The sequence below is a fragment of the Pedobacter sp. V48 genome, from assembly GCF_000523515.1.
GTDB lineage: Bacteria > Bacteroidota > Bacteroidia > Sphingobacteriales > Sphingobacteriaceae > Pedobacter.
On the sequence record NZ_AWRU01000006.1, the window covers coordinates 713,733 to 736,867 of the forward strand.

Sequence of the window (23,135 nt, forward strand, 5' to 3'; positions counted from 1 at the left end):
GGGTAAAGTAAAAGAGGAGTGTCATAGGATAAAACAAATCCATTATGACGCTAAAATTCCTCCCTGTGTTTCTTATTGCTTTGATGTTGCAAAGCATTTATGTGCAAGCCCAGAATCAAGATTCCTTAAACCGTAAAACTTCTACGATTACCCAGACCATTAAAGGAACGGTGGTAGACAAAGGCAGCAGACTTCCGCTAGCGGGAGTTACCATTAAACTCTCTTCCAGTTTAGCTGTTAAAAGCGTAAGTACCAATGAAAACGGTGTGTTTCGTTTAACAGGTGTTCCCTTAGGCCGTCAGGTACTTCAGGCCACCTTAACAGGACATCAGCAAATTGTATTATCCGAACTTTTGGTTACAAGTGGCAAAGAGCCCATCCTTAATCTAGAAATGGAGGCACAAGCCAACAACTTAAGTGAAGTTGTGGTAAATGCCAGTTCCGGTAAAAAACCTTTGAACCAGATGGCAATGACAAGTGGTCGCTCTTTTTCACCTGAAGAAACAAATCGTTATGCCGGTGCCTTTTTTGATCCGGCAAGGATGGCGCAAAGCTTTGCGGGTGTTGTAGCCGGTGGCGACAACAATGACATTATCGTAAGAGGTAATTCTCCAAAAAGTTTACAATGGCGATTGGAAGGTGTCGAGATCATCAACCCTAATCATTTTGGAAGTGAAGGCGCTTCGGGCGGCGCAATTAGTATGATCAATACTACCGTTTTAAGCACGTCCGATTTTTATACCGGAGGCTTGGCTGCTGAATATAGCAACGCATTATCGGGGGTGTTCGATTTAAAATTCAGAAAGGGAAATACTGATAAACGTGAATATGCTTTTAATGTTGGTATACTAGGAGCAGGCGTTACTTTAGAAGGTCCTTTTAAAAAAGGAAGCGATGCTTCTTATCTGATCAGTTACCGTTATTCTTCTTTAAGCTTACTGGAAAAGGCAGGTATTAAGGTATCCGATGAGGGCGTTCCAAAGTATCAGGATCTGTCGTTTAATTTCGTAGTACCTACAGAGAAAGCCGGAACATTTTCACTGTTTGGAATAGGAGGATTGAGCAACCTCAATAAAGATGCTGACAGAGATTATACCAAATGGGAAGAAAGAAAGGATGAGTATGATATGAAGTATGGCTATGATGTGGGTAGCATAGGCCTAAAGCACCTTTATATAGCCAGTAATAAACTCTATTTCAACAACATCATCTCTTATTCGGGTAATCGCAGTTCCAATAATATTGATACCCTGAACAAAGATTATCAAGCCAGCTTGCAGGATAAAAGCAGGTATACCAATAGTTCTATACGCTATGCAGGAACCATGAACTATAAAATTAATGAGGCCAATGTGGTGCGGGCAGGTGTTAATGCGAGTTTTTTAAGCTATAATCTATATGGGCAGCATTATAACACTGAGTTAAAGGCATTAAAGGAACTTATTAATCAGAAAGGGAGTGCAAGCAGTTACGATGGTTTTGTACAGTATAAAACAGAATTGAATAGTCAGCTCACGCTAAATACCGGTCTGCATGCTAATTATTTTAATTTGAGTGAGAGTTGGAGTATAGAGCCCCGACTTGGGCTAAACCTACTGCTTGCAGGAGAGCAACAACTGTCTTTCGGTGCTGGTTTATACAGTCGCCTGGAGCCACTCTCTTATTATTTTGCGAGGAGTGCAGATCAAACTGTATTAAATCCTTCAGACGCTACTAAAAGCCTTAGTCCCACCAAATCTGCACAGGCCGTGCTGGGTTATGAAAAGCTGTTTGGTGGAAACCTGAAATTTAAAACAGAGATATACTATCAGCATCTGTATGATGTGCCGGTTTCTATTGATCCGGAGGTGAATTTTTCACTACTGAATGTTTCAGATAATTCTGCCATTTCTTCTTCATCTTATCGTGCTCTGGTGAATAAAGGGACGGGGAAAAACTATGGCATTGAACTTTCACTTGAAAAATCATTAAGCAAGGGCTATTATTTTATTATTACTTCTTCATTGTTCGATTCCAAATTTAAGGCGCTGAGCAACAGAGAATTTAATACCTCATTTAATACGCGGTATGTAGGGAATCTTTTGGCCGGTAAGGAATGGATTTCAGGAAAAAGAAAAAACAATATTTTCGGCCTAAATGCAAAGCTGATCTATGCCGGAGGCCGAAAGTATTCTCCGATCTTGGTTGAAGAATCTTTCAGGTTAGATGAAGAGGTGATAGATCAAAATAGGGTTAATACATTAACAGCTGATCCATACGTGCGTGTAGATTTTTCAGCCAGTTACCGTATCAACAGTAAAAGGGTTAGCCATCTGCTTATTATGGATATTCAGAACCTATTGAACAAAGAAAACACAGTCGGGATGCATTACAATTCCAGCAAGCGTATTATAGAACCGTCTAAGTGGGGCGGGATCATACCAACCATAAATTACAGAATAGAGTTTTAGTGAAATTACGCAAAGGTTTGCGCAACGTATGAGATTGATATTTTAAAATAAAACAGTTAACTAGCATTAGTTTACAAAACTAAGCAATAACTGTTTTATTTTAAATGACCAAATACCCACACATGAACCGACTGTTATCAATAGCTCTGTTGATGATTTGCACCCTCAAATTATCTGCGCAATCCAAAATTTCTATAATTCCTTTACCGGCGAAATTAGAAGTGCGAAAAGGAAGTCTTACGCTAGACAAGAATGTATACATCAGTTACCCTTCTGCTAATTTAAAAGACCTGGCAATGTTTGCCCAGTCTTCGATAGAAGAGACTGCCGGTATTAAACCTGAACTGCGTACAGGCATGTGGATGCAAAGAAAAGCAAAAACCATTAGTCTTAATATTGACTCAAAAGTTACCTCAAAAGAGGGATATGTGCTGGAGGTAACTGCAAACGGAGTTGCCATTAAAGCAGGAACCGAAAATGGCCTTTTTTATGGCATACAAACATTATTACAACTGGTGCCAGTTAATGGAGCTAAAAAGTTGCCTTGTGTTTATATAGAAGATGAACCGCGTTTTAGCTGGAGGGGAATGCTGATGGACAATTGTCGCCATATGTTTTCTGTTGACTATATCAAGAAATTTATAGATCAGTTGGCTAAACATAAATTAAACAAGTTTCACTGGCATTTAACAGAAGATCAGGGTTGGAGAATAGAAATAAAAAAATATCCGAAACTGCAGGAAATTGCAGCTTACAGAAATGGAACACAGATTGGTCCAAACAGAAAGAAAGATGTTGACAGTATTAAATATGGCGGCTATTATACTCAGGAACAGATTAAGGAAGTTGTAGCTTATGCAACATCGAGATTTGTTGAAGTGATTCCTGAAATAGAAATGCCAGGACACTCAGTAGCGGCCATTACAGCCTATCCTTATCTGGCTTGTGGGGATGTTAGTTTTGAGAACGGAAAGCCATTTGAGGTGAGAAAAGTATGGGGAGTTTCTAAAGATCTTTATTGCGCAGGTAATGATACCGTATTTACATTTTTGGAAGATGTTTTAAATGAAGTGATGCCATTGTTTCCATCTCAATATATTCATATTGGTGGAGATGAAGCTCCGCATGATGCGTGGCATACCTGCCCTAAATGTCAGGCACGTATAAAAAAGGAAGGCTTGAAAGATGAGGCTGCATTACAAAGCTGGTTTATACAGCGAATGGAAAAATTCATCAATAGTAAAGGGAAAAAGATAATTGGATGGGAAGAAATTATGCAGGGAGGCCTTGCAGATAATGCTACGGTACATTCGTGGCTGGGAGTTGAAAGTGGTTTGAAGGCCGCTAAGAGTGGGCATGATGTAATCATGTCGCCATACTCACATTTGTATATTGACGGCTACCAGGCTGATCCTAAAATCGAACCTATGGCTATTGGCTATTGGGTGCCAATTGATAGTGTATACGCCTTTGAACCAGTACATCCAGCATTAAACGAAACTGAAGCAAAGCACATTTTAGGCGCGCAAGGGAATTTATGGACTGAGTTTATTGGAACAGAAGATTATTTTGAATATATGGTTTATCCTCGTATTGCGGCATTGGCTGAAATTGACTGGACACCAAAAGCGTTGAAGAATTTCGAGGATTTCAAGGGCAGGTTGAGTACTCAATATCAACGATATGATAAACAGGGAATTCAGTTTAGAATTCCCGTGGCAATAAGTCAAACAGTTGTGAACCCGGACAGCAGTGTTAAAGTAACACTTAATGATCCTACAAAGGCGAGTACTATCAGATATACAACTGACGGATCCGATGTTAATGAGCAGTCGTCTGTTTATAAACAACCAGTGGTGTTGAAAAAAGGACAGGTAATCCGCTACGCATTGTTTTTTAACAACAAACGTAAAAGTTCTACCGACTATTTTCCTAAACCTGTTAAACAAGCAAAATAGAATGATACGATTGAATATTCTGAATTTCAGGTATGCTTTAGCTTGCATATCACTGATCTTAACAGGTCAATTAAGTAATGCAAATGCACAGGGCAATCAATCTGTTAAGAATACATCGAAACCAGATTGGTTATTAAATTCGGCATCATATAAAGCTGCTATTTACAAGTCAGATAAGGATGTAATTCTTGAAAATGGATTGACCAAAAGGGTCTTTAGGATAACACCTAATGTGGCCTGTATCGATTATGTTAATCTGATAAATGGCAGACAGTTGCTAAGGTCTGTAAAAGCAGAAGCCCGTTTAACCATTAACGGAAAAGACTATGAAGTTGGAGGTTTAAAGGGGCAAAAGGAAAACGCTTACCTTTTGCCTGAATGGCTTGATGGTTTTACTGCTGATAAGAATGCTTTTCAATTCGTTTCTTTCGATATAAAACCAATTTCGCCATTTATTAAATGGAAAAGTAAATTTTGGGCAAGCAACAATCAGCCGCCTAGCGGTAAGGTGGTATCTTTTCTTTATAAAGCAGGAGCTGATGAACTGAAGGGCTTAACGGTAAGTGTAAACTACGAATTGTATGATGGTTTACCTTTGATTGTAAAATCGTTGACAGTTCAAAATCAATCTGATAAAGCATTTAAGATTGACCGCGTAATTAGTGAAGTTTTGGGCATGGTTGAAGAGCAAAGCGCTGTAGTTGGATCGCCAGAAAAAATGGCCAAACCACAAGGTATTTACCTGGAAACAAACTATGCCTTTAATAATGCAATGCGATACGATCTAAGCGATCAAACGACCCATTGGAAGGTTGACTCGACGTACACCTCGCAAGTTAACTACGATTATCAAACACCGTGTTTATTGGAAGTTTATCCTGATAAAGCTCCCGGTATTGAACTGGAGAAAGGCGGTGTTTTTAAATCCGTACGTACTCATGAGCTTTTAATGGATAGTTACGATAGGGAGAGGAGAGGTTTGACTATACGTAAAATGTACAATGCAATAGCACCATGGACTACAGCGAATCCAATTTTTATGCATTTGGTTAGCAAAAATGATGAACAGGTGCGTACAGCGATAGATCAATGTGCCGCAACCGGCTACGAAGCATTAATATTAAGTTTCGGAAGTCATTGTAATATGGAAGACACCTCTGCTGCTAATATTGAAAAATGGAAGGGCCTGGCAGATTATGCACATAGTAAAAAAGTATTTATCGGGAGTTATTCGTTGTTTAGCTCCAGAAAAATAAGTGACCAAGATGACGTAATAAGTCCTAAAACCGGTAAACCAGGCGGAGCTTTCTTTGGCAATGCACCATGTTTTGGCAGTAAATGGGGACTGGGTTACCGCGATAAGATAAAGACTTTTTATGCGCATACCGGCTTCGATATTTGGGAAAATGATGGCCCGTATCCGGGAGATGTATGTGCTTCAACAACACATCCTGGACATAAAGGACTGGAGGACTCGCAATGGAAGCAAATGGAAATTCAGAAAGATTTATACCGTTCCTTAAATGAAAAGGGAGTATATATAAATGCGCCCGACTGGTATTTTCTGGATGGTACGCACAAAATAGCAATAGGCTACAGAGAGGTGAATTTTTCATTACCAAGAGCAAATCAGATGATCCTTAACCGCCAGAATATATTTGATGGAACATGGGAAAAAACTTCGTCTATGAGTTGGGGGTTTGTTCCTTTAACAGTTTATCAGGGAGGAGGCGCCGAAGCCGTTCTTGAACCTTTAAATGACCATCTAAAAGATTATGAACAGTTAATGATGCAGTATTATGGAGCAGGTGTACAAGCTTGTTATCGGGGCCCGCGCTTATATGATACGGATGCTACCAAGCAAACTGTAATTAAGGTGATTGATTGGTATAAGAAATACAGAGATATATTGAACTCGGAAATTATCCATTTGAGAAGAGCTGACGGGAGAGATTGGGATGGAATATTACATGTAAACCCCAGCCTAAAAACCAAAGGTTTAATGATGCTGTACAATCCATCGAAAAAGGAAATTACCCGTACCGTAAAGGTTCCATTATATTATACAGGTTTAACCGGCACTGCCACTTTGAAAGAGAAGGAGGGTGTAGCTAAAAAGTATACATTAAACAGAGATTACGAGATATCGTATACCTGTACGCTTAAGCCTGAGAGCTATACCTGGGTGCAAATTGAATAATCACATTATAGTTTGGAAATTTTCACCGATGTTTTATGGCCACTCGTCGAGCTTTTTGTCTGCTTTAGCCGGATAGAACTGGTATGATTTAGTGATAACCCTCATCTTTATGGTAAGTTATTCATTAGATAGATCATAAAGCGATGAACACAATTAGTTTTAAAACTTCGGTAAAAGATAAATATGAGTTGATTTCTATCAGACCTATAATGGATATCATATTTGGAGAGAACAATTGGTCATTCAGGACCGAGGGAATTGATAGAATACTAAGTGTGGTAAGCTCTGTTCCTTGTGCACCGATGGTTAATTATATCTTAAAAGATAAGGGTTTTCATTGCGAAGAATTAACACCAGCGTTAAGTTTTTGAAATTGACTATCTTTGATCCAATATGATGAAAATTAAGTCTGTGAATTATAAAGAGCTGCTACTCCATTGGGTAGTTGGACTTTTCATGTTCTTAAATTTATTTGCGTTATCAGGAATAGCCAAGGTTATTTCTCCTGTTAATTTAGCAGCATATCCAACTGAACAAAGGATCGTAAATCAGAGTGGAACAAATGGCCATAAAATATTCTACAAGAGTTTTGTTGCTAAGATCAATTGGATTTATTCCAAAATTTCTTCATTAAAATATGTTTTCAGAAATCTCCTGATGCTTAAAAATAGCATTGTTCATATTCAGTTCAATGCTAATGCATTTCTAGTTTTATCTATTGATTTTCTATTGGGCACTCTATGTGCTGTGAGATTTCTTTTTTATCCGGCGTCTCCAAAAACAAGCCTCCCGGCATAGTTTAATTTTCTAAGACTATTTATTTTTTTTGACGAGAGGTTTATTGGCCGAAAGGCTTTTTCCTATAATTTTTTTTATGAAACGCTTTAAGAAAACAATGCGTCTTGTTGGASNTCRTTGTATTGATAATATTAGCTTGTTTTGGGATTGGATTGGGTGGTACCCCACCTGTGTTACCGATTATGCGCAACAAACATGCGACAGAATTTATAGAAACCAGAGAAGAGGATAATGTAGAGGAGGATATGCAAAACTTAGAATAAAATAACCTATTTTTAAACCAGGTTAGGAAATCTTATGAACAGAACAATTGCATTATTCCTCTTTATTTTTACATCGATCACTGCAATAGCGCAGTCTCCGAAACACGATCTGCATTTCAATAAGCTGGCATCCCAATGGGATGAAGCTATTCCCCTGGGTAATGGAACTTTAGGTGCCTTGATTTGGCAAAAAGGAGAACGGTTGCGTTTCTCTTTGGATAGGGTAGATGTTTGGGATATGCGGCCAATGAAGGGCTTGCATAGGAAAGAGTTTAGTTATAAATGGGTAATAGATCAGGTAAATAAAAAGGATTATAAGCCTGTACAAGACTATTTTGATGCACCTTACGACAGAGAACCTGCACCTTCGAAAATACCTGCTGGCGCTCTTGAATTTGAAACCAAGGGTTGGGGACAGGCCGAAGGTGTTCATTTGTCTCTAAAGGATGCAGTTTGCGAAGTGCGCTGGGCAAATGGCATAATTCTGAAAACTTTTGTTGATGCCGTAAAGCCTTTGGGCTGGTTTAGATTTGAAAATGTAAGCAATGATTTTAAACCACATTTGATTGCACCAAAATACCAAGGAGCGGTTAAAGTTTCTGGTGATCCGGTAGGTGGCGATGACCTGTCGAGATTGGGATATAAACAGGGGACAATTCAGCAAAATGGAAATAGCATAACTTATCATCAGGAAGGCTGGGGTGGGTTTGGTTACGATATCAATGTTAGATGGAAAAGAACTGACAGTAAAACTGTTGAAGGAGTTTGGAGTATTTCATCTCAGTATCCGAGTAAGATTGCTAACAAAAAAGCTGCTTCTATTACTCAAAATGCCATCTCCACTACTTTTAATAAGGAGTTTTCAACGCATGTAGGGTGGTGGAATACTTTCTGGAGTAAGTCTGCAATTCATGTACCCGATACGTTGATTGAGAAACAATGGTATTTAGAACAATATAAATTCGGCTCTGTTGCAAGAGCGGATGCACCTCCAATTTCCTTGCAGGCGGTGTGGACTGCCGATAACGGAAGGATACCGCCATGGAAAGGCGATTATCATCATGATTTAAATACTCAGCTTAGTTATTGGCCTGCTTATAGTGGTAATCATCTTGATGAAGCAATGGGTTATATTAATCATTTAGAGCAAAATAAGGCAAACTATAAACGCTATACTAAGCTTTATTTTAGTGCAGACGGTATTGCTGTGCCTGGAGTAACGACTCTGGATGGTACAGAAATGGGCGGATGGATTCAATACTCTTTATCACCAACAGTTTCTTCATGGCTTGGGCAGCATTATTACCTGCAATGGCGCTACAGTATGGATAAGGTTTTTCTTAAAAATAAGGCCTACCCATGGATCAAAGGAGCAGCCCAGTTTCTCGAGCACATAACGGTTAAAGATGGAAACGGACACAGGAAATTGAAAATTAGTTCGAGTCCGGAGATCAACGACAACGATCTTAGTGCCTGGTTTTTGGAAAATACTAACTATGATCTTGCTTTAATGAAATTTACCTTTAAAGCTGCAGAAGAACTTGCTATTGAATTAGGATTGAAAACCGAAGCGGCGCGATGGAATAAATTGTTAAATGAGTTTGATAATTTCTCTATAACGGACAAGGATGAGCTCAGATTTGCACCAGGTTTGGATTATAAAGAATCGCACAGACATTTTTCTCATATGATGGCTATCCACCCATTAGGGCTAATAAAATGGGAAGATGGACCGAAAGCTCAATCTATTATAAAGAATACGATACAGCTATTGGATAAAATAGGCCCCGATTATTGGTGTGGATATTCTTACTCCTGGCTTGCAAATATTAAAGCAAGAGCAAAAGATGGAGCGGGCGCAGCAAAGGATCTACAGATATTTGCCAGGGCTTTTTGCTCTATAAATAGCTTCCATTTAAATGGAGATCAAACAAAATCAGGGTTATCTAAATTTCAATACAGACCTTTTACGCTTGAAGGTAATTTTGCATTTGCAGCAGGCTTGCAAGAAATGCTCCTGCAGAGTTATGCAGGGTTTATTGAAATTATGCCCGCTGTTCCAGCTGAATGGAAAGACACTTCATTTGAAAATTTGCGTACAGAAGGTGCGTTTCTTGTAAGTGCAAAAAAAACAGGAGGACAGGTAGATGAAGTTAGGATCGTTTCGGAGAAAGGTGGAGTAACAAAATTAAAACTACCATTTAAGACTCATTTTATTGCCTCAAACAAAGATTTTAAAGTAAAAGCTGATGGAAATGGATTTGTAGAATTGACGGCTAAGCCAGGTGCAGTATTGGTGTTGAAAAATGGCTATGAATAAGCGCTCACGTTAGAATGCCAATATTGCTTAATAATTTGACAAATGCAGCTAATTTCTAAGGCCGTAATTCTCTTTCTTTGAGTACCAAATATAATAAGTACTAAAGATGAGTTTATTCCAAAAGACCTGCATTTCGTTTTTCTGCTTCACCTTAGGTGGTTTGTCGCTAGTCGCACAGACAGATCAGGAAGTAAAATTTAAATCACCAGCTACCCATTTTACTGAATCAAGTCCTGTTGGCAATGGCCGGCTAGGTGCTATGGTATTTGGTAATCCAAACAAAGAAAGGATTGTTTTAAACGAAATTTCTATGTGGTCGGGCGGGGTAGAGAATCCGAACAGGATTGATGCTGCGACCCATTTACCAGTCATTCAGCAATTACTGAAGGAAGGCAAAAATAAAGAAGCGCAAGGGCTGCTGCAAAAGTATTTTACAAGCGCTGGGGCTGGTTCTGGTTTTGGTAATGGAGCAAACGTAAAGTTTGGATGCTACCAGATACTTTCAGATATGTTCATTAATTGGAGAGATACAACAGCGAAAGTAACGGGTTACAAAAGGACATTAAATATAGATAAAGCCATTTCAATTACAGAATGGAGCAGATCTGGTGTAAGCTTTAAAGAGGAAGTAATTGTAAGTGCTCCTCAACAAGCTATTATCATTCGCCTGACTTCGAGCAAATCAAAAGGATTAAACTTTGATCTGTCGTTAAGCAGAAAAGAAAATGCCGAGTTTTCCGCACAAGGAAATGGACTTACGATGACAGGACAACTACCTGCTGGTGATGGAGACAAAGGAATTCTTTTCGCGGCCTTTGCAAAAGCCATTTCATCGACAGGAAAAATAACTGCGAAAAATAACGGATTGACAGTGGATGGGGCAACAGAATGCCTTATTGTAATTAGTGGGGCAACAGATATGAACTGGCCAAATGTAACACGACGTGGTTCTGCACCGTTACCTGTAGCTAAAAAATACGTTGATGAGGCAGGTAAACTTCCATGGTTAACATTAAAAACTAAGCAAACTGAAGTTTTTCAAGCTTACTACAACCGTTGCAAAATTCAGCTTGGGGAAAAAGAGGATGCCGGTATTGCGTCACTTTCTACAGCAGAGCGATTAGAACGTTTTGCTAATGGAGATCGTGATGTAACGTTACCTGCGCTATATTTTAATTTTGGACGATACCTTTTGATTTCAAGTTCTCGACCCGGGGGCTTACCTGCTAACCTGCAGGGGATTTGGGCTGAAGAGTATCAAACTCCATGGAATGGAGATTATCACTTAGATATAAACGTTCAAATGAACTACTGGTTGGCAGAGAATACAAATTTAGCTGACCTACATAAACCACTGATAGAGTTCACAAAATTTTTGGTTGCACCAGGACAGAAAACTGCAAAGGCCTATTATAACAGCACAGGATGGGTAGCGCATGTAATCGCAAACCCATGGGGATTTACAGCTCCAGGAGAGCATGCTTCGTGGGGTTCAGTTCTTTCTGGTGGCGCATGGTTAAGCAGTCATTTATGGCAACATTATCTATATAACCCAAATAAAAAGACTTTAGCAGAAATTTATCCGGTATTGAAAGGAGCAACAAAATTTTATACCGATATTTTAATCGTAGATCCGATAACCAAGTGGTTGGTAACTGCCCCATCAAATTCTCCGGAAAACTCCTATAAAACTGAGGATGGTTTTGAGGGACAAACCACAATGGGGCCTACTATGGATATGCAGATTGGAAGAGAAATGATGAGCAATACGATCGCTGCGGCTAAGCTATTAGGTGTAGATAAAAGCTGGGCGGACAGCTTACAGCAGTTAAAAGCTCGGTTAGCCCCTAATCAGATCAGTAAACGAACAGGTGGTATTCAAGAATGGATTAGAGATTATGAAGATCCTGAAGTAACACATCGCCATGTTTCCCATTTGTATGGCTTATACCCTTATGATGAAATCACACAGTTAGAAACACCTTTATTAATGGCTGCCGCAAGAAAGACTTTAGAGAGAAGGGGTGATGGAGGTACAGGTTGGTCGAGAGCATGGAAGGTGAACTTCTGGGCAAGGCTGGGTGATGGTGATCATGCCTGGAAGGTTTTTAAAGCGTTACTTGCGCCTGCTGTTGCGGGAAGTAAGATTTCTATGGTCAGTGGTGCGGGGACTTATGCTAATCTGTTTTGTGCACATCCACCATTCCAAATTGATGGAAATTTTGGCGGTACGGCTGCTATTGCTGAAATGTTATTGCAAAGTAACGGCAATCATTCGGTGATCCGCTTATTGCCTGCGTTGCCAACAAATGCGGATTGGAGCAGCGGTAATGTAAAGGGAATGCGTGCAAGAAATGGCTTTGAACTTAGTTTTAGCTGGAAGAACAGTAAATTAACTAAAGCTGAGATATTGTCTGTAAGCGGAGCTGAATGTTATATTCAGTTACCGGCTGGAACTTNTSYYYACAMKASNGCWSKTMMNAWMKKWGSTATTAAATACTGGAGCTGGTAATGTGGTTAGCTTTAATACCACTAAAGGAAGCAAGTACTTTTTAAAGTGGGCTTAAAAAGGAGCTACGGTTTCATCTAAAATTCTATTCCATTCCCTATGTCTTTTTAAGTATGTTACTACAAATGGACATAGGGGAATGAGTTTGTAACCATTGTCTTCTATATAGGTTAATGTTTTTTCAACTATCGCAGTTGCGGTTCCTTTTCCTTTAAGCTCCTCGGGTGCTTCAGTATGGATCAGCCATATCTTTTTTCCACGCTCTTTGTAATCTATAAAAGTCACATAATCATCGGTTTTAAGCTCAAATCTATTTTTTTCTGAATTTTTTATTAGTGCTACATCATTAAATTCTGCATTCATTTCCTGTGGTGTTTAGTGTTGCATATGCCATAACAATTTAAGCATTAAAAATTTCATTTCTTGTTTTTTAAGAAAAATAATAATTGGTATTTAAAGTATTTATCTTAAATTTATAGAATCGGATAAGTGAGAGCTTGTCTGTACAATTGAAACCAAATAGATATCGTATGTACCGTAGGCTTTTTTATTTAACGCTGACGTTGTTTGCTATTGTATATGCTATTCAGGCATGTAACACTCCTTCTACTGTTCAGGTTGCCGAGGAACAGCTGCCAGATACCATTAGCTACAATTTTAATGTCAGACCAATTCTTTCAGACAAATGTTTTATTTGCCATGGCCCCGATGCTAATAAACGGGAAGCAGATTTAAGACTGGATATTGCAGAGGAGGCTTATAAGGCATTAAAGGAAAACCCATCGGCGCATGCTCTTGTTCCGTTTAAACCGAATGCCTCTGAAGTATTTTTAAGAATTGCATCCAAGGATTCGGCATATATGATGCCTCCAAAAAACTCGAACCTTAAATTAACGGCTCATGAGATTTCTATAATAGAGAAATGGATTAAACAAGGCGCTAAATACGAAAAGCACTGGGCCTTTACTCCTCCAAAAGCACCACAAATGCCTAAGATTAAGGACGCTAAATGGGCTAAAAATGAAATAGATTATTTTGTATTGGATAAGCTTGAACATAAAGGAATGGCACCTAATCCTGAAGCAGATAAGGAAAGATTGTTGAAGCGTGTTAGTCTGGACATCACCGGTTTGCCACCATCTATTGAGATGATGGATAAATTTTTAGCTGATTCAAGTAGTAATGCTTACGAAAAAGCGGTTGATGCTTTATTGGCGAGTCCTACTTACGGCGAAAGAATGGCTTTGCACTGGTTAGATGTTGCCAGGTATGCTGATTCTCATGGTTATCAGGATGATGGTTACCGTACTCAATGGCCATGGAGAGATTGGGTAATTCATGCTTTTAATGAAAATATGCCTTACAACAAGTTTGTGAGCTGGCAGCTTGCCGGAGATTTGATGCCTAATGCATCTAAAGAACAGCTTTTAGCTACGGGCTTTAACAGAAATCATAAAATCACTGAAGAGGGCGGGGTCATTGATGAAGAATATCGCGTTGAATATGTTACGGATCGTACCAATACTTTTGGCAAAGCTATTATAGGTGTTACGCTTGAATGTGCTCACTGTCACGATCATAAATACGATCCTTTCTCGCAAAAAGAATATTATCAGGTATTTGCCTTTTTTAATAATGTAAAGGAGGTAGGTCTTGAATCGGTTATTGGTGGGCCGGAGACTTATGCGAAAAAGCCGCTTATGGAAATCAGCAATGCTGATGTTAAGGACATCATGAAATTTATAAATAAGCAGGATACAGGTAAGTTAATCGTTTCTGTGATGGGTGATCAGGACACGGTTCGTAAAACTTATGTGCTGAACAGGGGTGTTTATGATGCGCATGGAGAAGAAGTAAAGGCAGGAACTCCAAAATCATTACTTTCATTCGACGAGAAATATCCTAAAAACAGATTAGGATTAACCCAGTGGTTGTTCGATAAGAAAAACCCGCTCACTTCAAGGGTATTTGTAAATCAGGTATGGCAGGAGTTTTTTGGTCGCGGTATTGTTAAAACCTCCGGAGATTTTGGTATGCAGGGAGAACTACCTTCTCATCCGGAATTGCTGGATTGGCTTGCGGTTGATTTCATGAACCATGGTTGGAATATCAAGCGTTTGGTAAAACAAATTACATTATCTGCAACCTACAGGCAATCGGCTGTAGTCTCGCCTGAAAAACTAAAAACAGATCCGGATAACATCCTTTTAGCAAGAGCGCCGCGTTACCGTATTCCAGCAGAATTGGTTCGTGATGTGGTACTTTCAAGCAGTGGTTTGTTGGTGAATACCATAGGAGGTCCAAGTGTTAAACCATATCAGCCAGCAGGGCTTTGGGAAGCTGCTACCTCTGGTCGTGGAATACTAGCTAGTTATAAGCAAGATCATAAGGAGAGTTTATACCGTAGAGGTATGTATACTTTTATTAAAAGAACAGTACCACCGCCTACCATGGGAATTTTTGATGCCAGTAACCGAGATCAGTGTGAGGTGAAAAGATTAAATACCAATACTCCGCTACAGGCATTGGTCATGATGAATGATCCGACTGTACTGGAAGCTTCGCGTGTTTTGGCAGATCGGTTATTACAGGAGAAGGGAACAGCCGAATCGAAAATCAGCACAGCATTTAGAAAGATTGTATGCCGAAAACCAAAGGATAAAGAAATAAAACTGCTGGCATCGTATTATGCAGATCAGCTGAAGGTGTTTAAGCAAAAATCAAATGCTGATAAAGTTCTGGCAGTTGGAGAGTATCCACTCTCTCAGAAAACCAATAAAACTGAACTTGCCGCAATGATGGAAGTAATAGCAGCAATATATAATTTAGAAGAAACCATTACAAAATCCTGATATATGGAAAAGAATATTTTGGAGCATGGCCTTAATTTTAACAGACGCCGTTTCCTTTCAAAATTAAGTTTGGGACTAGGGAGTGTTGCACTGGGATCGTTATTAATTCCGGATCTGTTTACCGGTAGTTTTGAAGAGGCAGGACTTCCTCCTGGTATTCCTGATTTTGCTCCTAAAGCCAAAAGAGTAATTTATCTGTTTCAAAACGGTGCTCCGTCGCAACTGGAGTCTTTTGATTATAAACCTAAGCTAAGAGAAATGATGGGGCAGGAGCTTCCGGCATCCATTAGAGCAGGTCAACGCCTTACCGGTATGACGGCTAATCAATCCTCTTTCCCTTTGGTAGGTTCATATTATGATTTTAAGCAATACGGTGAATCGAGAGCATGGATTAGTGACTTGTTCCCTCATACTGCAAAGGTTGTAGATGATATTTGTATCATCAGATCTATGTTTACTGAAGCGATAAATCATGATCCGGCGCTAACTTTCTTTCAAACCGGGGCGCAGCAAGGAAACAGACCAAGCATGGGTGCATGGCTCAGCTATGGTTTAGGTAGTGAAAACAAAAATCTGCCGGCGTTTACGGTATTGTTGTCGCGCGGAAAAGGTAATGGGCAGGGGGTATACTCCAAACTCTGGACTAATGGATTTCTGGACTCAACACACCAGGGGGTTCAATTTAGCAGTGGCGAAGATCCGGTACTTTATTTAAAAGATCCGGAAGGACTGAACAGGTTTGAAAGAAGAAAGATGTTGGATAAACTTGCCGAGTTAAATGAAATGTCGTATCAGGAGTTTGGTGATCCGGAGATAAATGCCAAAGTGCAACAATACGAAATGGCCTATCGAATGCAGACTGCCGTACCTGAAATCACCGATCTTTCTAAAGAACCTGACGATATTATAAAACTTTACGGGCCCGACTGTTTGGTTCCGGGAACTTTTGCTGCCAATTGTTTGCTCGCGCGTAAGTTAAGCGAAAACGGGGTGCGTTTTGTGCAGTTATATCATCAGGGATGGGATCAACATGGCAATCTGCCAAATGAAATGGCAGGGCAAGCTAAAGACGTAGATCAGGCGTCGGCAGCTTTAATAACCGATTTGAAACAGAGAGGACTGCTTGATGAAACATTGGTGATATGGGGAGGAGAATTTGGCCGTACTAATTATAGTCAGGGCGCGATGACCAAGGATAACTATGGGCGTGATCATCATCCGCGCTGTTTTAGCATTTGGATGGCTGGAGGTGGGATTAAACCAGGCATAGTATATGGTGAATCTGACGAATTTGGATATAATATTGTAAAAGATCCTGTTCATGTGAACGATTTTCATGCAACAGTTCTTCATCAGCTTGGACTAAACCATGAGAAACTCACATTTAAACATTTAGGCCGTCGTTACAGACTAACAGATGTAGCCGGTAAAGTAATTAATGACATTATAGTATAAAGCATATTTTATGAAAAGGAGAGAATTTTTAAAACATACAACCGCAGTTTCTGCCGGATTTTTTATTATGAAAGATACATTAGCAAAATCAAAAGAACCTGTATACGGTCACAACAATATGCGTTATACTATGGACGCAAAATGGGGACAATTGAACCCCGCAAAGAATCCGGTAAATGATTGTCACGAAATGGTGCAGGATAAAAAAGGCCGGATTATTTTATTGACAAATGAGACCAAAAATAATGTACTGATCTATAATAAATCGGGCAAGCTATTAGATTCCTGGGGTCATGAATTTCCCGGAGCACATGGATTAACACTTACCAGAGAGGGTAGTAAAGAATTTCTTTTTATTACTGATACAAACAGACATCAGGTATATAAGACTACTTTGGATGGGAAAATATTGATGACACTTGATTGCCCGATGGAAACGGGTTTGTACAAAAAAAATGAAGAATATGTACCAACTGAAGTAGCCGTCGCTGACAATGGTGATTTCTTTATTGCGGATGGTTATGGATTGCAGTATGTTCTGCATTATAATGCTGAAGGTAAATTGTTGAGCTATTTTGGCGGAAAAGGTACCGAAACAAAACATCTGGATAATGCGCATGGGGTTTGTATTGATAAAAGACAGGGTGAAGCCTCATTGCTGGTTACAGATCGTACACGCAATTGCTTTAAACGCTTTGATATGGCAGGGAATTTAAAAGAGATAATTGCGCTTCCGGGTGCCTGTGTGTGCAGACCGGTTATTAAAAACGATTATTTATATGCTGCGGTGCTTAGATCACCGGATTTGAATAAGGAGAATAGTGGCTTTGTTACTATTTTGGATAAGGATAATAAGGTAGTGTCTAATATTGGTGGTTCAGCACCGGTTTATACGGATGGCGTATTGCAACCAATGTCGCAGGCAGAGAAGATTTTTCTGAATCCACATGATGTATGTGTAGATGACGACGACAACCTTTATGTAGCACAGTGGGCATCGGGCAAAGTATATCCATATAAATTTACCCGTGCATAATTTTTATGAGAATTACGCTTAAAGGTTTTACTGAAAATGCATTATTTGCGTTAAACATCTTTATTGTCTTTTTACTGGTATTTGGAGATAAGATTTCTGTGCCGTATTGGTTACAGCCATTGGGTAGGCTGCATCCTATGATTCTGCATTTTCCTATCGTACTTTTGCTGTTAGCGATGCTTCTGGAATTCTTTCGCTTTAAGGAGGCATACACAGGAGAAAAACTATATCAGAATTTCACTACCGGGTTATTGTTAACAGGAGTTTTATTGTCTGCAGTAACTGTGGTTATGGGATTATTCCTTTCTAAAGAAGAAGGTTATAGCGGCAGTACTTTGCAATGGCACAAATGGACAGGAGTAAGTATTGTCTTTATTTCTTCAATTATCTATTGGTCCAGAAACTCGTCCTGGTATAAAGCATCTGTAGCAAAAGCAGGTGCTGTTGTCACCATTTTATGTTTAATTGTTACTGGCCATTATGGAGCTACATTAACTCATGGAGATAATTTTGTGCTGGCAGCCGTAATGCCAGAAAAAGAAAAGGTTCCTGTAGATAAAGCAGTCATATTTGATGATGTGATCATGCCTATATTTAATGAGAAGTGTTTGAGCTGCCATAATTTAGAAAAAGCAAAAGGCAGTTTAATTCTGGCAGATGCTAAATCAATGCTTAAAGGAGGAAAGAACGGCAAATTATTTGTGCCAGGGAAACCTGAAATAAGTTTGTTGCTGGAGCGAATACACCTCCCTGCAGAGGATAAAAAGCACATGCCTCCTAAGAGTAAATCTCAGTTAACAAGTGAAGAAATTGCCATTTTAGCTTTGTGGATAAAGGGTAATGCTGATCTAAAGAAGAAAGTTTTAGATCTGCCAAAAACCGATTCTTTGAGAGTACTATCTGCATCATTGTTGGGCCCAGTGACATCTGTTGAGGAAAATTATGATTTTGCAGCAGCAGATGAAGCAACGGTTAAAAAACTAAATAACAATTATCGTGTAATTTATGCACTCGATAAAATATCACCAGCTTTAGAAGTAAATATTTATAATAGAAGTATTTATAAGCCTGAGGCTATAAAAGAACTGATGCCTGTTAAAAAGCAGATTGTATCCTTAAATCTGAATAATTTACCGGTTAAAGATGAGGAATTAAAGACAATAGGAGCGTTTGAAAATCTGAGGAAGCTAAATTTAAATTTTACGGATATTAAGGGTGATGGGCTTAAGTATTTAAAATCCTTAAATCATTTAAATGCATTATCCTTATCGGGAACTAAGGTTAATTTTAGTTTCGTTAAAGAGTTAGTAGGGATGAAAAGCCTTAAGGAGCTGACCTTATGGAATACTGGCTTAAATGAGGCCGAGATAGGCCAATTACAGAAAATGAATAAGGGATTGGAGGTAATAGGTGGTTTTAAAGATGATGGCAAAAGTCCGGTTAAATTAAATCAGCCGCGTTTAAGTACAGATGTTTCTATTTTTAAAAATTCGTTATCCCTTCAGGTAAAACACCCTGTAAATGGAGTGCAAATCAGGTACACCACAGATGGCACAGAGCCTGATAGTCTTAAGTCACCGTTATATGATAAAGAAATTATTATTAAGGAGACCACTACCCTAAAAGCAAAAGCATATAAAGCCGGTTGGTATAGCAGCGATGCGGTGGTTTTTAATTTTTATCAAAGCAATTACAAGCCTGATAGCATTGCCTTTTTATTACAGCCAAATGAAAAATATAGGTCTGATGGGACAAAGACATTGGTCGACAATCAGCTGGGTAATTTTGATATTACTGGTAAATGGATTGGTTTTAGGGAAAATAACATGGAGACTATAATGTTCTTTAAGCAACCTATTTCTTTAAAATCGGTAACACTTAATGTAATGAGACAAGTTTCTGCATATATTTTACTTCCGCAGGAGGTTGAGATTTGGGCTGGTGCAGATAAAAAAAGTCTTCGTTTATTGAAGGTTATAAAAAACCAAATGCCGCTTAAAGATGAGGGGAATGCCCTTATAAAGTTAGATGCAAAATTTGAACCACGCAGTATCTCTTGTTTAAAAATAGTTGTCAAAAACTTTAAGAAACTCCCTCAATGGCATCCAGGCAAAGGTGAGCCAGCATGGATATTTATTGATGAGGTATTCTTGAACTAAGCCATTTTACCAGTTCAACTGCACCATTGTAGTTTTCATATGTTGAGGGAATGCGGGTTCCATCAACATATTCGTTATAGATCCATGGATCGCCAAGGGCAAAAACAATTCCCTTGCCGTATCTGGCAGTAGCCATGATAACGTCGTTCTGTTCTGTTATTAAAGCTTGGGCAGGTGGATTCAATTGAAGAATTGAAAGTTCCTTTATGTAGAATTTTTTGGAGGAAGTAAATACCTCATTTCCTGAAGGAACATTTATCGTACCTGTTTCATAATTTTTCCCTTTTACCATGTTTCGGTTTTTATTGGAAAAGTTAATGCCAAAATTTTCCGCAAGCATATTTAACTGTGTAAGGTTAGTGTTGGCACTGTCGTTGGCTAATAATACCAATACTCCTCCAGATTTTACCCATTTGGTAATTGCTTCTATATGATCTTTGGTTATGTAATTTGGGTTAGGAGTTTCCTTAGTGTTGTCTGGATCTACAATAATATATACATCGGTACCCTTTAAGGATTTAAGGGTTGGCCCGGTATCAAGATTTTTGATCTGGAACCCATTCTTTTTAAAAATATCTCCAAGTATAGAGTAACCATTTAGGGTTTGATCTTCCCATGTGTAATGAAACCTGATCTCATTTGCATCCTTGTTCTTTTTTGTTTCATGATTAAAAAAATTATCAAGTGTAGCTACCTTATCCTGTTGTGCATTTGAAATAGATATGGAGCTAAAAAATATCATCAAACTAAAACCAAAATTCTTTAATCTCATTTTTATATTATTTGTTCTTATTATATTTTATCCGCTGCTTCTTTTCCGGTTTCCAACGCACCTTCCATAAATCCTGGCCAATTTTCAGACAAGTGTTCGCCAGCGAAATGAGTATTTGTATGAGGCGCACCGAAAGATAAACATTTTTAAAGATGAAAAACTGTGCGTATCTGAATATGCTAATACGGTTGATTACTTAGCCAATAGTGGCAATAGATTAGCTCTAAGTATTACTCAAATTGCACTTGCAATCAGAATGAATAAATTACAATACGATTAAGAAAAATAAAAAACCATGAAGGGAGATCTTATTCATACCGTGGTGCTCATAGTTTGTATGGGTATCATGCAATCATTTAGTTATGCTCAACAGCGTGTGTTACCTAAACAGACAGATCGTTGGGGTATTCAGGAAGATGGCAGTATTAGCTGGGTTATCAAAAATGAATTACCCCATACCGATCATATCGAAATGGCAGGAGAGAAGGTTGCCTTGTGGGTTGAGTATGGTTTAGATAGCAATAGAAAAGCGAAGATTAGTAGAACAGTTGTGTTTCCGACTTTTAGAATGTTGCCCGATGGAACCAGAACACATATCTCTTATTCTTTTCAGGATAATGAATTGCCAAGGTTTTATATAAACAACAGATTGTTAGATTTTTCGATTGAGAAAAGTGGTAAATCCGGTACATTAGGCTATAGTGTAAAAAAGATAAATCATAAAGGAATTATGAAGGTTTCTGCCGAAACAGGTATGCCTGTTTTAGCGGAAATAGAAAGAAGCCTTTTTCCTTCTGTCGATAGGCCAATGGCTATTGAAAAGTTTGTTTTTACTAATAAATCAGATAAAGAACAAACTATTTCAATGGAGTATTTAAAGCGAGAAGTAAGAACTGATCCTTCTAAAAGTAAAGTGCAATCTCATTCTGTAATAATGGGTACAAGGGGAGAAGGGAATCGCATTTTGCAACCGGGTAAATCGGTAACCTTTGCAGTTTATTATCTGGCAACTGATACGCCACAAGATATAGAGACCATCAATCCTGATCTGGAAGAACAAAAAAGGGTAGCAAGGATAGCTGAAATTCAGGCGCCACTTAAACTAGAAACTCCAGATAACATACTTAATACAGCATTTGAGTTTGCTAAACTAAGAGCTACGGAAAGCATTTATAAAACAAAAGGTGGTTATATGCATGGGCCGGGTGGTTTGGCTTATTATGCCGCAATATGGGCTAATGACCAGGCAGAATATGTTAACCCATACTTCGCATTTTCAGGAGACAGGATCGCTAATCAATCAGCAATGAATTCTTATCGCTGGTTTGCAAAATATATGAATCCGGATTATAAGCCAATTCCAAGTTCTATTGTTGCTGAAGGGGATGCCGTATGGAAAGGCGCTGGAGACAGGGGAGACCAGGCAATGATCGCTTATGGCGCATCACGCTATGCTTTGGCGAATGGAAACATAAATTCCGCACGCGTCTTGTGGCCCTTAATTGAATGGTGCCTGGAATTTAGCAGACGAAAAATGAATAATGAGGGGGTGGTGAATTCTGATAAAGATGAACTTGAGGGGCGCTTTCCTGCTGGGAAAGCTAACCTGGCCACAAATACCCTATACTATGATGCATTGCGGTCTGCCACATTATTAGGTCCACTACTGGGCAAGCCAAAGGCACAAATAGAAGGCTATCGTAAACAAGCTGATGCATTAAAAATAAATATCGAAAAATATTTTGGCGGCAATGTTGAAGGTTTTGAAACCTACAAATATTACGAAGGGAATGATGTATTGCGTGCCTGGATATGTTTGCCCCTTACCGTAGGCATATTTGACAGGAAAAAGGGAACTATCGATGCCTTATTTTCTCCACGTTTGTGGACTGCCGATGGATTAGCAACACAGGCGGGTAAAGATACCTTCTGGGATCGTTCTACACTTTATGCATTAAGGGGAGTTCTTGAAGCCGGAGACACTGAAAAAGCAATGGATTTTATAAAATATTATTCGAGAAGGAGATTACTTGGTGATCATGTGCCTTATCCCGTTGAGGCATATCCTGAAGGTAACCAGCGTCATTTATCTGCAGAAAGTGGCTTGTATTGCAGGATATTTACAGAGGGGCTTTTTGGCATGCGACCTATTGGCTTCAATAGCTTTAACTGCACACCAAGAATGCCAAAGACATGGGACAGATTTGCATTGCGAAATATCCATTCTTTTGGAAATGTATTCGATCTGGAGATATCAAGAGCAGGAAAAGACAAGCTGATAATTGTAGTTAAGAAGGGTGATAAAGTATACAAATATCAAGTAAAAGAAGGTGCAACTCAATTGATCAGGTTATAATTATAAA

13 protein-coding genes and 2 pseudogenes are annotated in these 23,135 nt (G+C 38.9%); 12 read left to right on the forward strand and 3 right to left on the reverse strand.

From position 1 onward, the window contains the following. The first annotated feature begins 44 nt into the window (after positions 1-44). From N824_RS08265 to N824_RS08295, 7 genes and pseudogenes are all read left to right on the forward strand, one after another. A complete protein-coding gene (locus tag N824_RS08265; RefSeq protein ID WP_048904624.1) occupies positions 45-2,450 on the forward strand; it encodes a TonB-dependent receptor in 2,406 nt (801 codons plus the stop codon). A 122-nt stretch (positions 2,451-2,572) separates the two neighbouring features. Then, positions 2,573-4,408: a beta-N-acetylhexosaminidase gene (locus N824_RS08270; protein ID WP_161662277.1), complete on the forward strand. Its 1,836-nt coding sequence runs from the start codon at positions 2,573-2,575 to the stop codon at positions 4,406-4,408. Position 4,409: 1 nt separating this feature from the next. Continuing rightward, positions 4,410-6,608: an alpha-galactosidase gene (locus N824_RS08275; RefSeq protein ID WP_200869835.1), complete on the forward strand. Its 2,199-nt coding sequence runs from the start codon at positions 4,410-4,412 to the stop codon at positions 6,606-6,608. Between the two features lie 143 nt (positions 6,609-6,751). Beyond that, positions 6,752-6,979: a hypothetical protein gene (locus N824_RS08280; RefSeq protein WP_048904626.1), complete on the forward strand. Its 228-nt coding sequence runs from the start codon at positions 6,752-6,754 to the stop codon at positions 6,977-6,979. Positions 6,980-7,001: 22 nt separating this feature from the next. Next, positions 7,002-7,406, forward strand: coding sequence for a hypothetical protein (locus tag N824_RS08285; protein ID WP_152542034.1), 405 nt, complete (start codon positions 7,002-7,004; stop codon positions 7,404-7,406). 297 nt (positions 7,407-7,703) lie between these two features. Beyond that, a complete protein-coding gene (locus N824_RS08290) occupies positions 7,704-9,989 on the forward strand; it encodes a glycoside hydrolase family 95-like protein (protein WP_052334080.1) in 2,286 nt (761 codons plus the stop codon). 106 nt (positions 9,990-10,095) lie between these two features. Further along, a pseudogene (locus N824_RS08295) lies at positions 10,096-12,501 on the forward strand (glycoside hydrolase N-terminal domain-containing protein). A 51-nt stretch (positions 12,502-12,552) separates the two neighbouring features. Here N824_RS08295 and N824_RS08300 read toward each other — a convergent pair. After that, positions 12,553-12,861, reverse strand: coding sequence for a GNAT family N-acetyltransferase (locus N824_RS08300; RefSeq protein ID WP_048904628.1), 309 nt, complete (start codon positions 12,859-12,861; stop codon positions 12,553-12,555). A gap of 167 nt (positions 12,862-13,028) precedes the next feature. Here N824_RS08300 and N824_RS08305 point away from each other — a divergent pair, with 167 nt between their 5' ends. The 4 genes from N824_RS08305 to N824_RS08320 are packed head-to-tail and all read left to right on the forward strand — an operon-like array spanning position 13,029 to position 20,000. Then, positions 13,029-15,350, forward strand: a complete 2,322-nt coding sequence (locus tag N824_RS08305) for a PSD1 and planctomycete cytochrome C domain-containing protein (RefSeq protein ID WP_048904629.1) — start codon at positions 13,029-13,031, stop codon at positions 15,348-15,350. Positions 15,351-15,353: 3 nt separating this feature from the next. After that, positions 15,354-16,805, forward strand: a complete 1,452-nt coding sequence (locus tag N824_RS08310; RefSeq protein ID WP_048904630.1) for a DUF1501 domain-containing protein — start codon at positions 15,354-15,356, stop codon at positions 16,803-16,805. A 10-nt stretch (positions 16,806-16,815) separates the two neighbouring features. Next, complete coding sequence (locus N824_RS08315) at positions 16,816-17,841, forward strand: peptidylglycine monooxygenase (RefSeq protein ID WP_048904631.1); 1,026 nt, start codon at positions 16,816-16,818, stop codon at positions 17,839-17,841. Positions 17,842-17,846: 5 nt separating this feature from the next. Beyond that, on the forward strand, positions 17,847-20,000 hold the full coding sequence (locus N824_RS08320; protein ID WP_048904632.1) for a chitobiase/beta-hexosaminidase C-terminal domain-containing protein: 2,154 nt from the start codon (positions 17,847-17,849) through the stop codon (positions 19,998-20,000). Here N824_RS08320 and N824_RS08325 read toward each other — a convergent pair. Both N824_RS08325 and N824_RS38255 read right to left on the reverse strand, forming a co-directional pair. Continuing rightward, a complete protein-coding gene (locus N824_RS08325; RefSeq protein WP_048904633.1) occupies positions 19,975-20,772 on the reverse strand; it encodes a DUF4350 domain-containing protein in 798 nt (265 codons plus the stop codon). The genes N824_RS08320 and N824_RS08325 overlap by 26 nt on opposite strands. Before the next feature lie 20 nt (positions 20,773-20,792). Continuing rightward, positions 20,793-20,885 (reverse strand): annotated as a pseudogene (locus N824_RS38255) (FAD-dependent oxidoreductase); the annotation flags it as partial. Between the two features lie 182 nt (positions 20,886-21,067). Here N824_RS38255 and N824_RS08330 point away from each other — a divergent pair. Beyond that, positions 21,068-23,128: a hypothetical protein gene (locus N824_RS08330; protein ID WP_052334081.1), complete on the forward strand. Its 2,061-nt coding sequence runs from the start codon at positions 21,068-21,070 to the stop codon at positions 23,126-23,128. Positions 23,129-23,135 lie beyond the last annotated feature (7 nt).

Coding starts and splice junctions, on each gene's coding strand:
- N824_RS08265 (WP_048904624.1), top strand. CDS start 45: ATGACGCTAAAATTCCTCCCTGTGTTTCTTATTGCTTTGATGTTGCAA.
- N824_RS08270 (WP_161662277.1), top strand. CDS start 2,573: ATGAACCGACTGTTATCAATAGCTCTGTTGATGATTTGCACCCTCAAA.
- N824_RS08275 (WP_200869835.1), top strand. CDS start 4,410: ATGATACGATTGAATATTCTGAATTTCAGGTATGCTTTAGCTTGCATA.
- N824_RS08280 (WP_048904626.1), top strand. CDS start 6,752: ATGAACACAATTAGTTTTAAAACTTCGGTAAAAGATAAATATGAGTTG.
- N824_RS08285 (WP_152542034.1), top strand. CDS start 7,002: ATGATGAAAATTAAGTCTGTGAATTATAAAGAGCTGCTACTCCATTGG.
- N824_RS08290 (WP_052334080.1), top strand. CDS start 7,704: ATGAACAGAACAATTGCATTATTCCTCTTTATTTTTACATCGATCACT.
- N824_RS08300 (WP_048904628.1), bottom strand. CDS start 12,861: ATGAATGCAGAATTTAATGATGTAGCACTAATAAAAAATTCAGAAAAA.
- N824_RS08305 (WP_048904629.1), top strand. CDS start 13,029: ATGTACCGTAGGCTTTTTTATTTAACGCTGACGTTGTTTGCTATTGTA.
- N824_RS08310 (WP_048904630.1), top strand. CDS start 15,354: ATGGAAAAGAATATTTTGGAGCATGGCCTTAATTTTAACAGACGCCGT.
- N824_RS08315 (WP_048904631.1), top strand. CDS start 16,816: ATGAAAAGGAGAGAATTTTTAAAACATACAACCGCAGTTTCTGCCGGA.
- N824_RS08320 (WP_048904632.1), top strand. CDS start 17,847: ATGAGAATTACGCTTAAAGGTTTTACTGAAAATGCATTATTTGCGTTA.
- N824_RS08325 (WP_048904633.1), bottom strand. CDS start 20,772: ATGAGATTAAAGAATTTTGGTTTTAGTTTGATGATATTTTTTAGCTCC.
- N824_RS08330 (WP_052334081.1), top strand. CDS start 21,068: ATGAAGGGAGATCTTATTCATACCGTGGTGCTCATAGTTTGTATGGGT.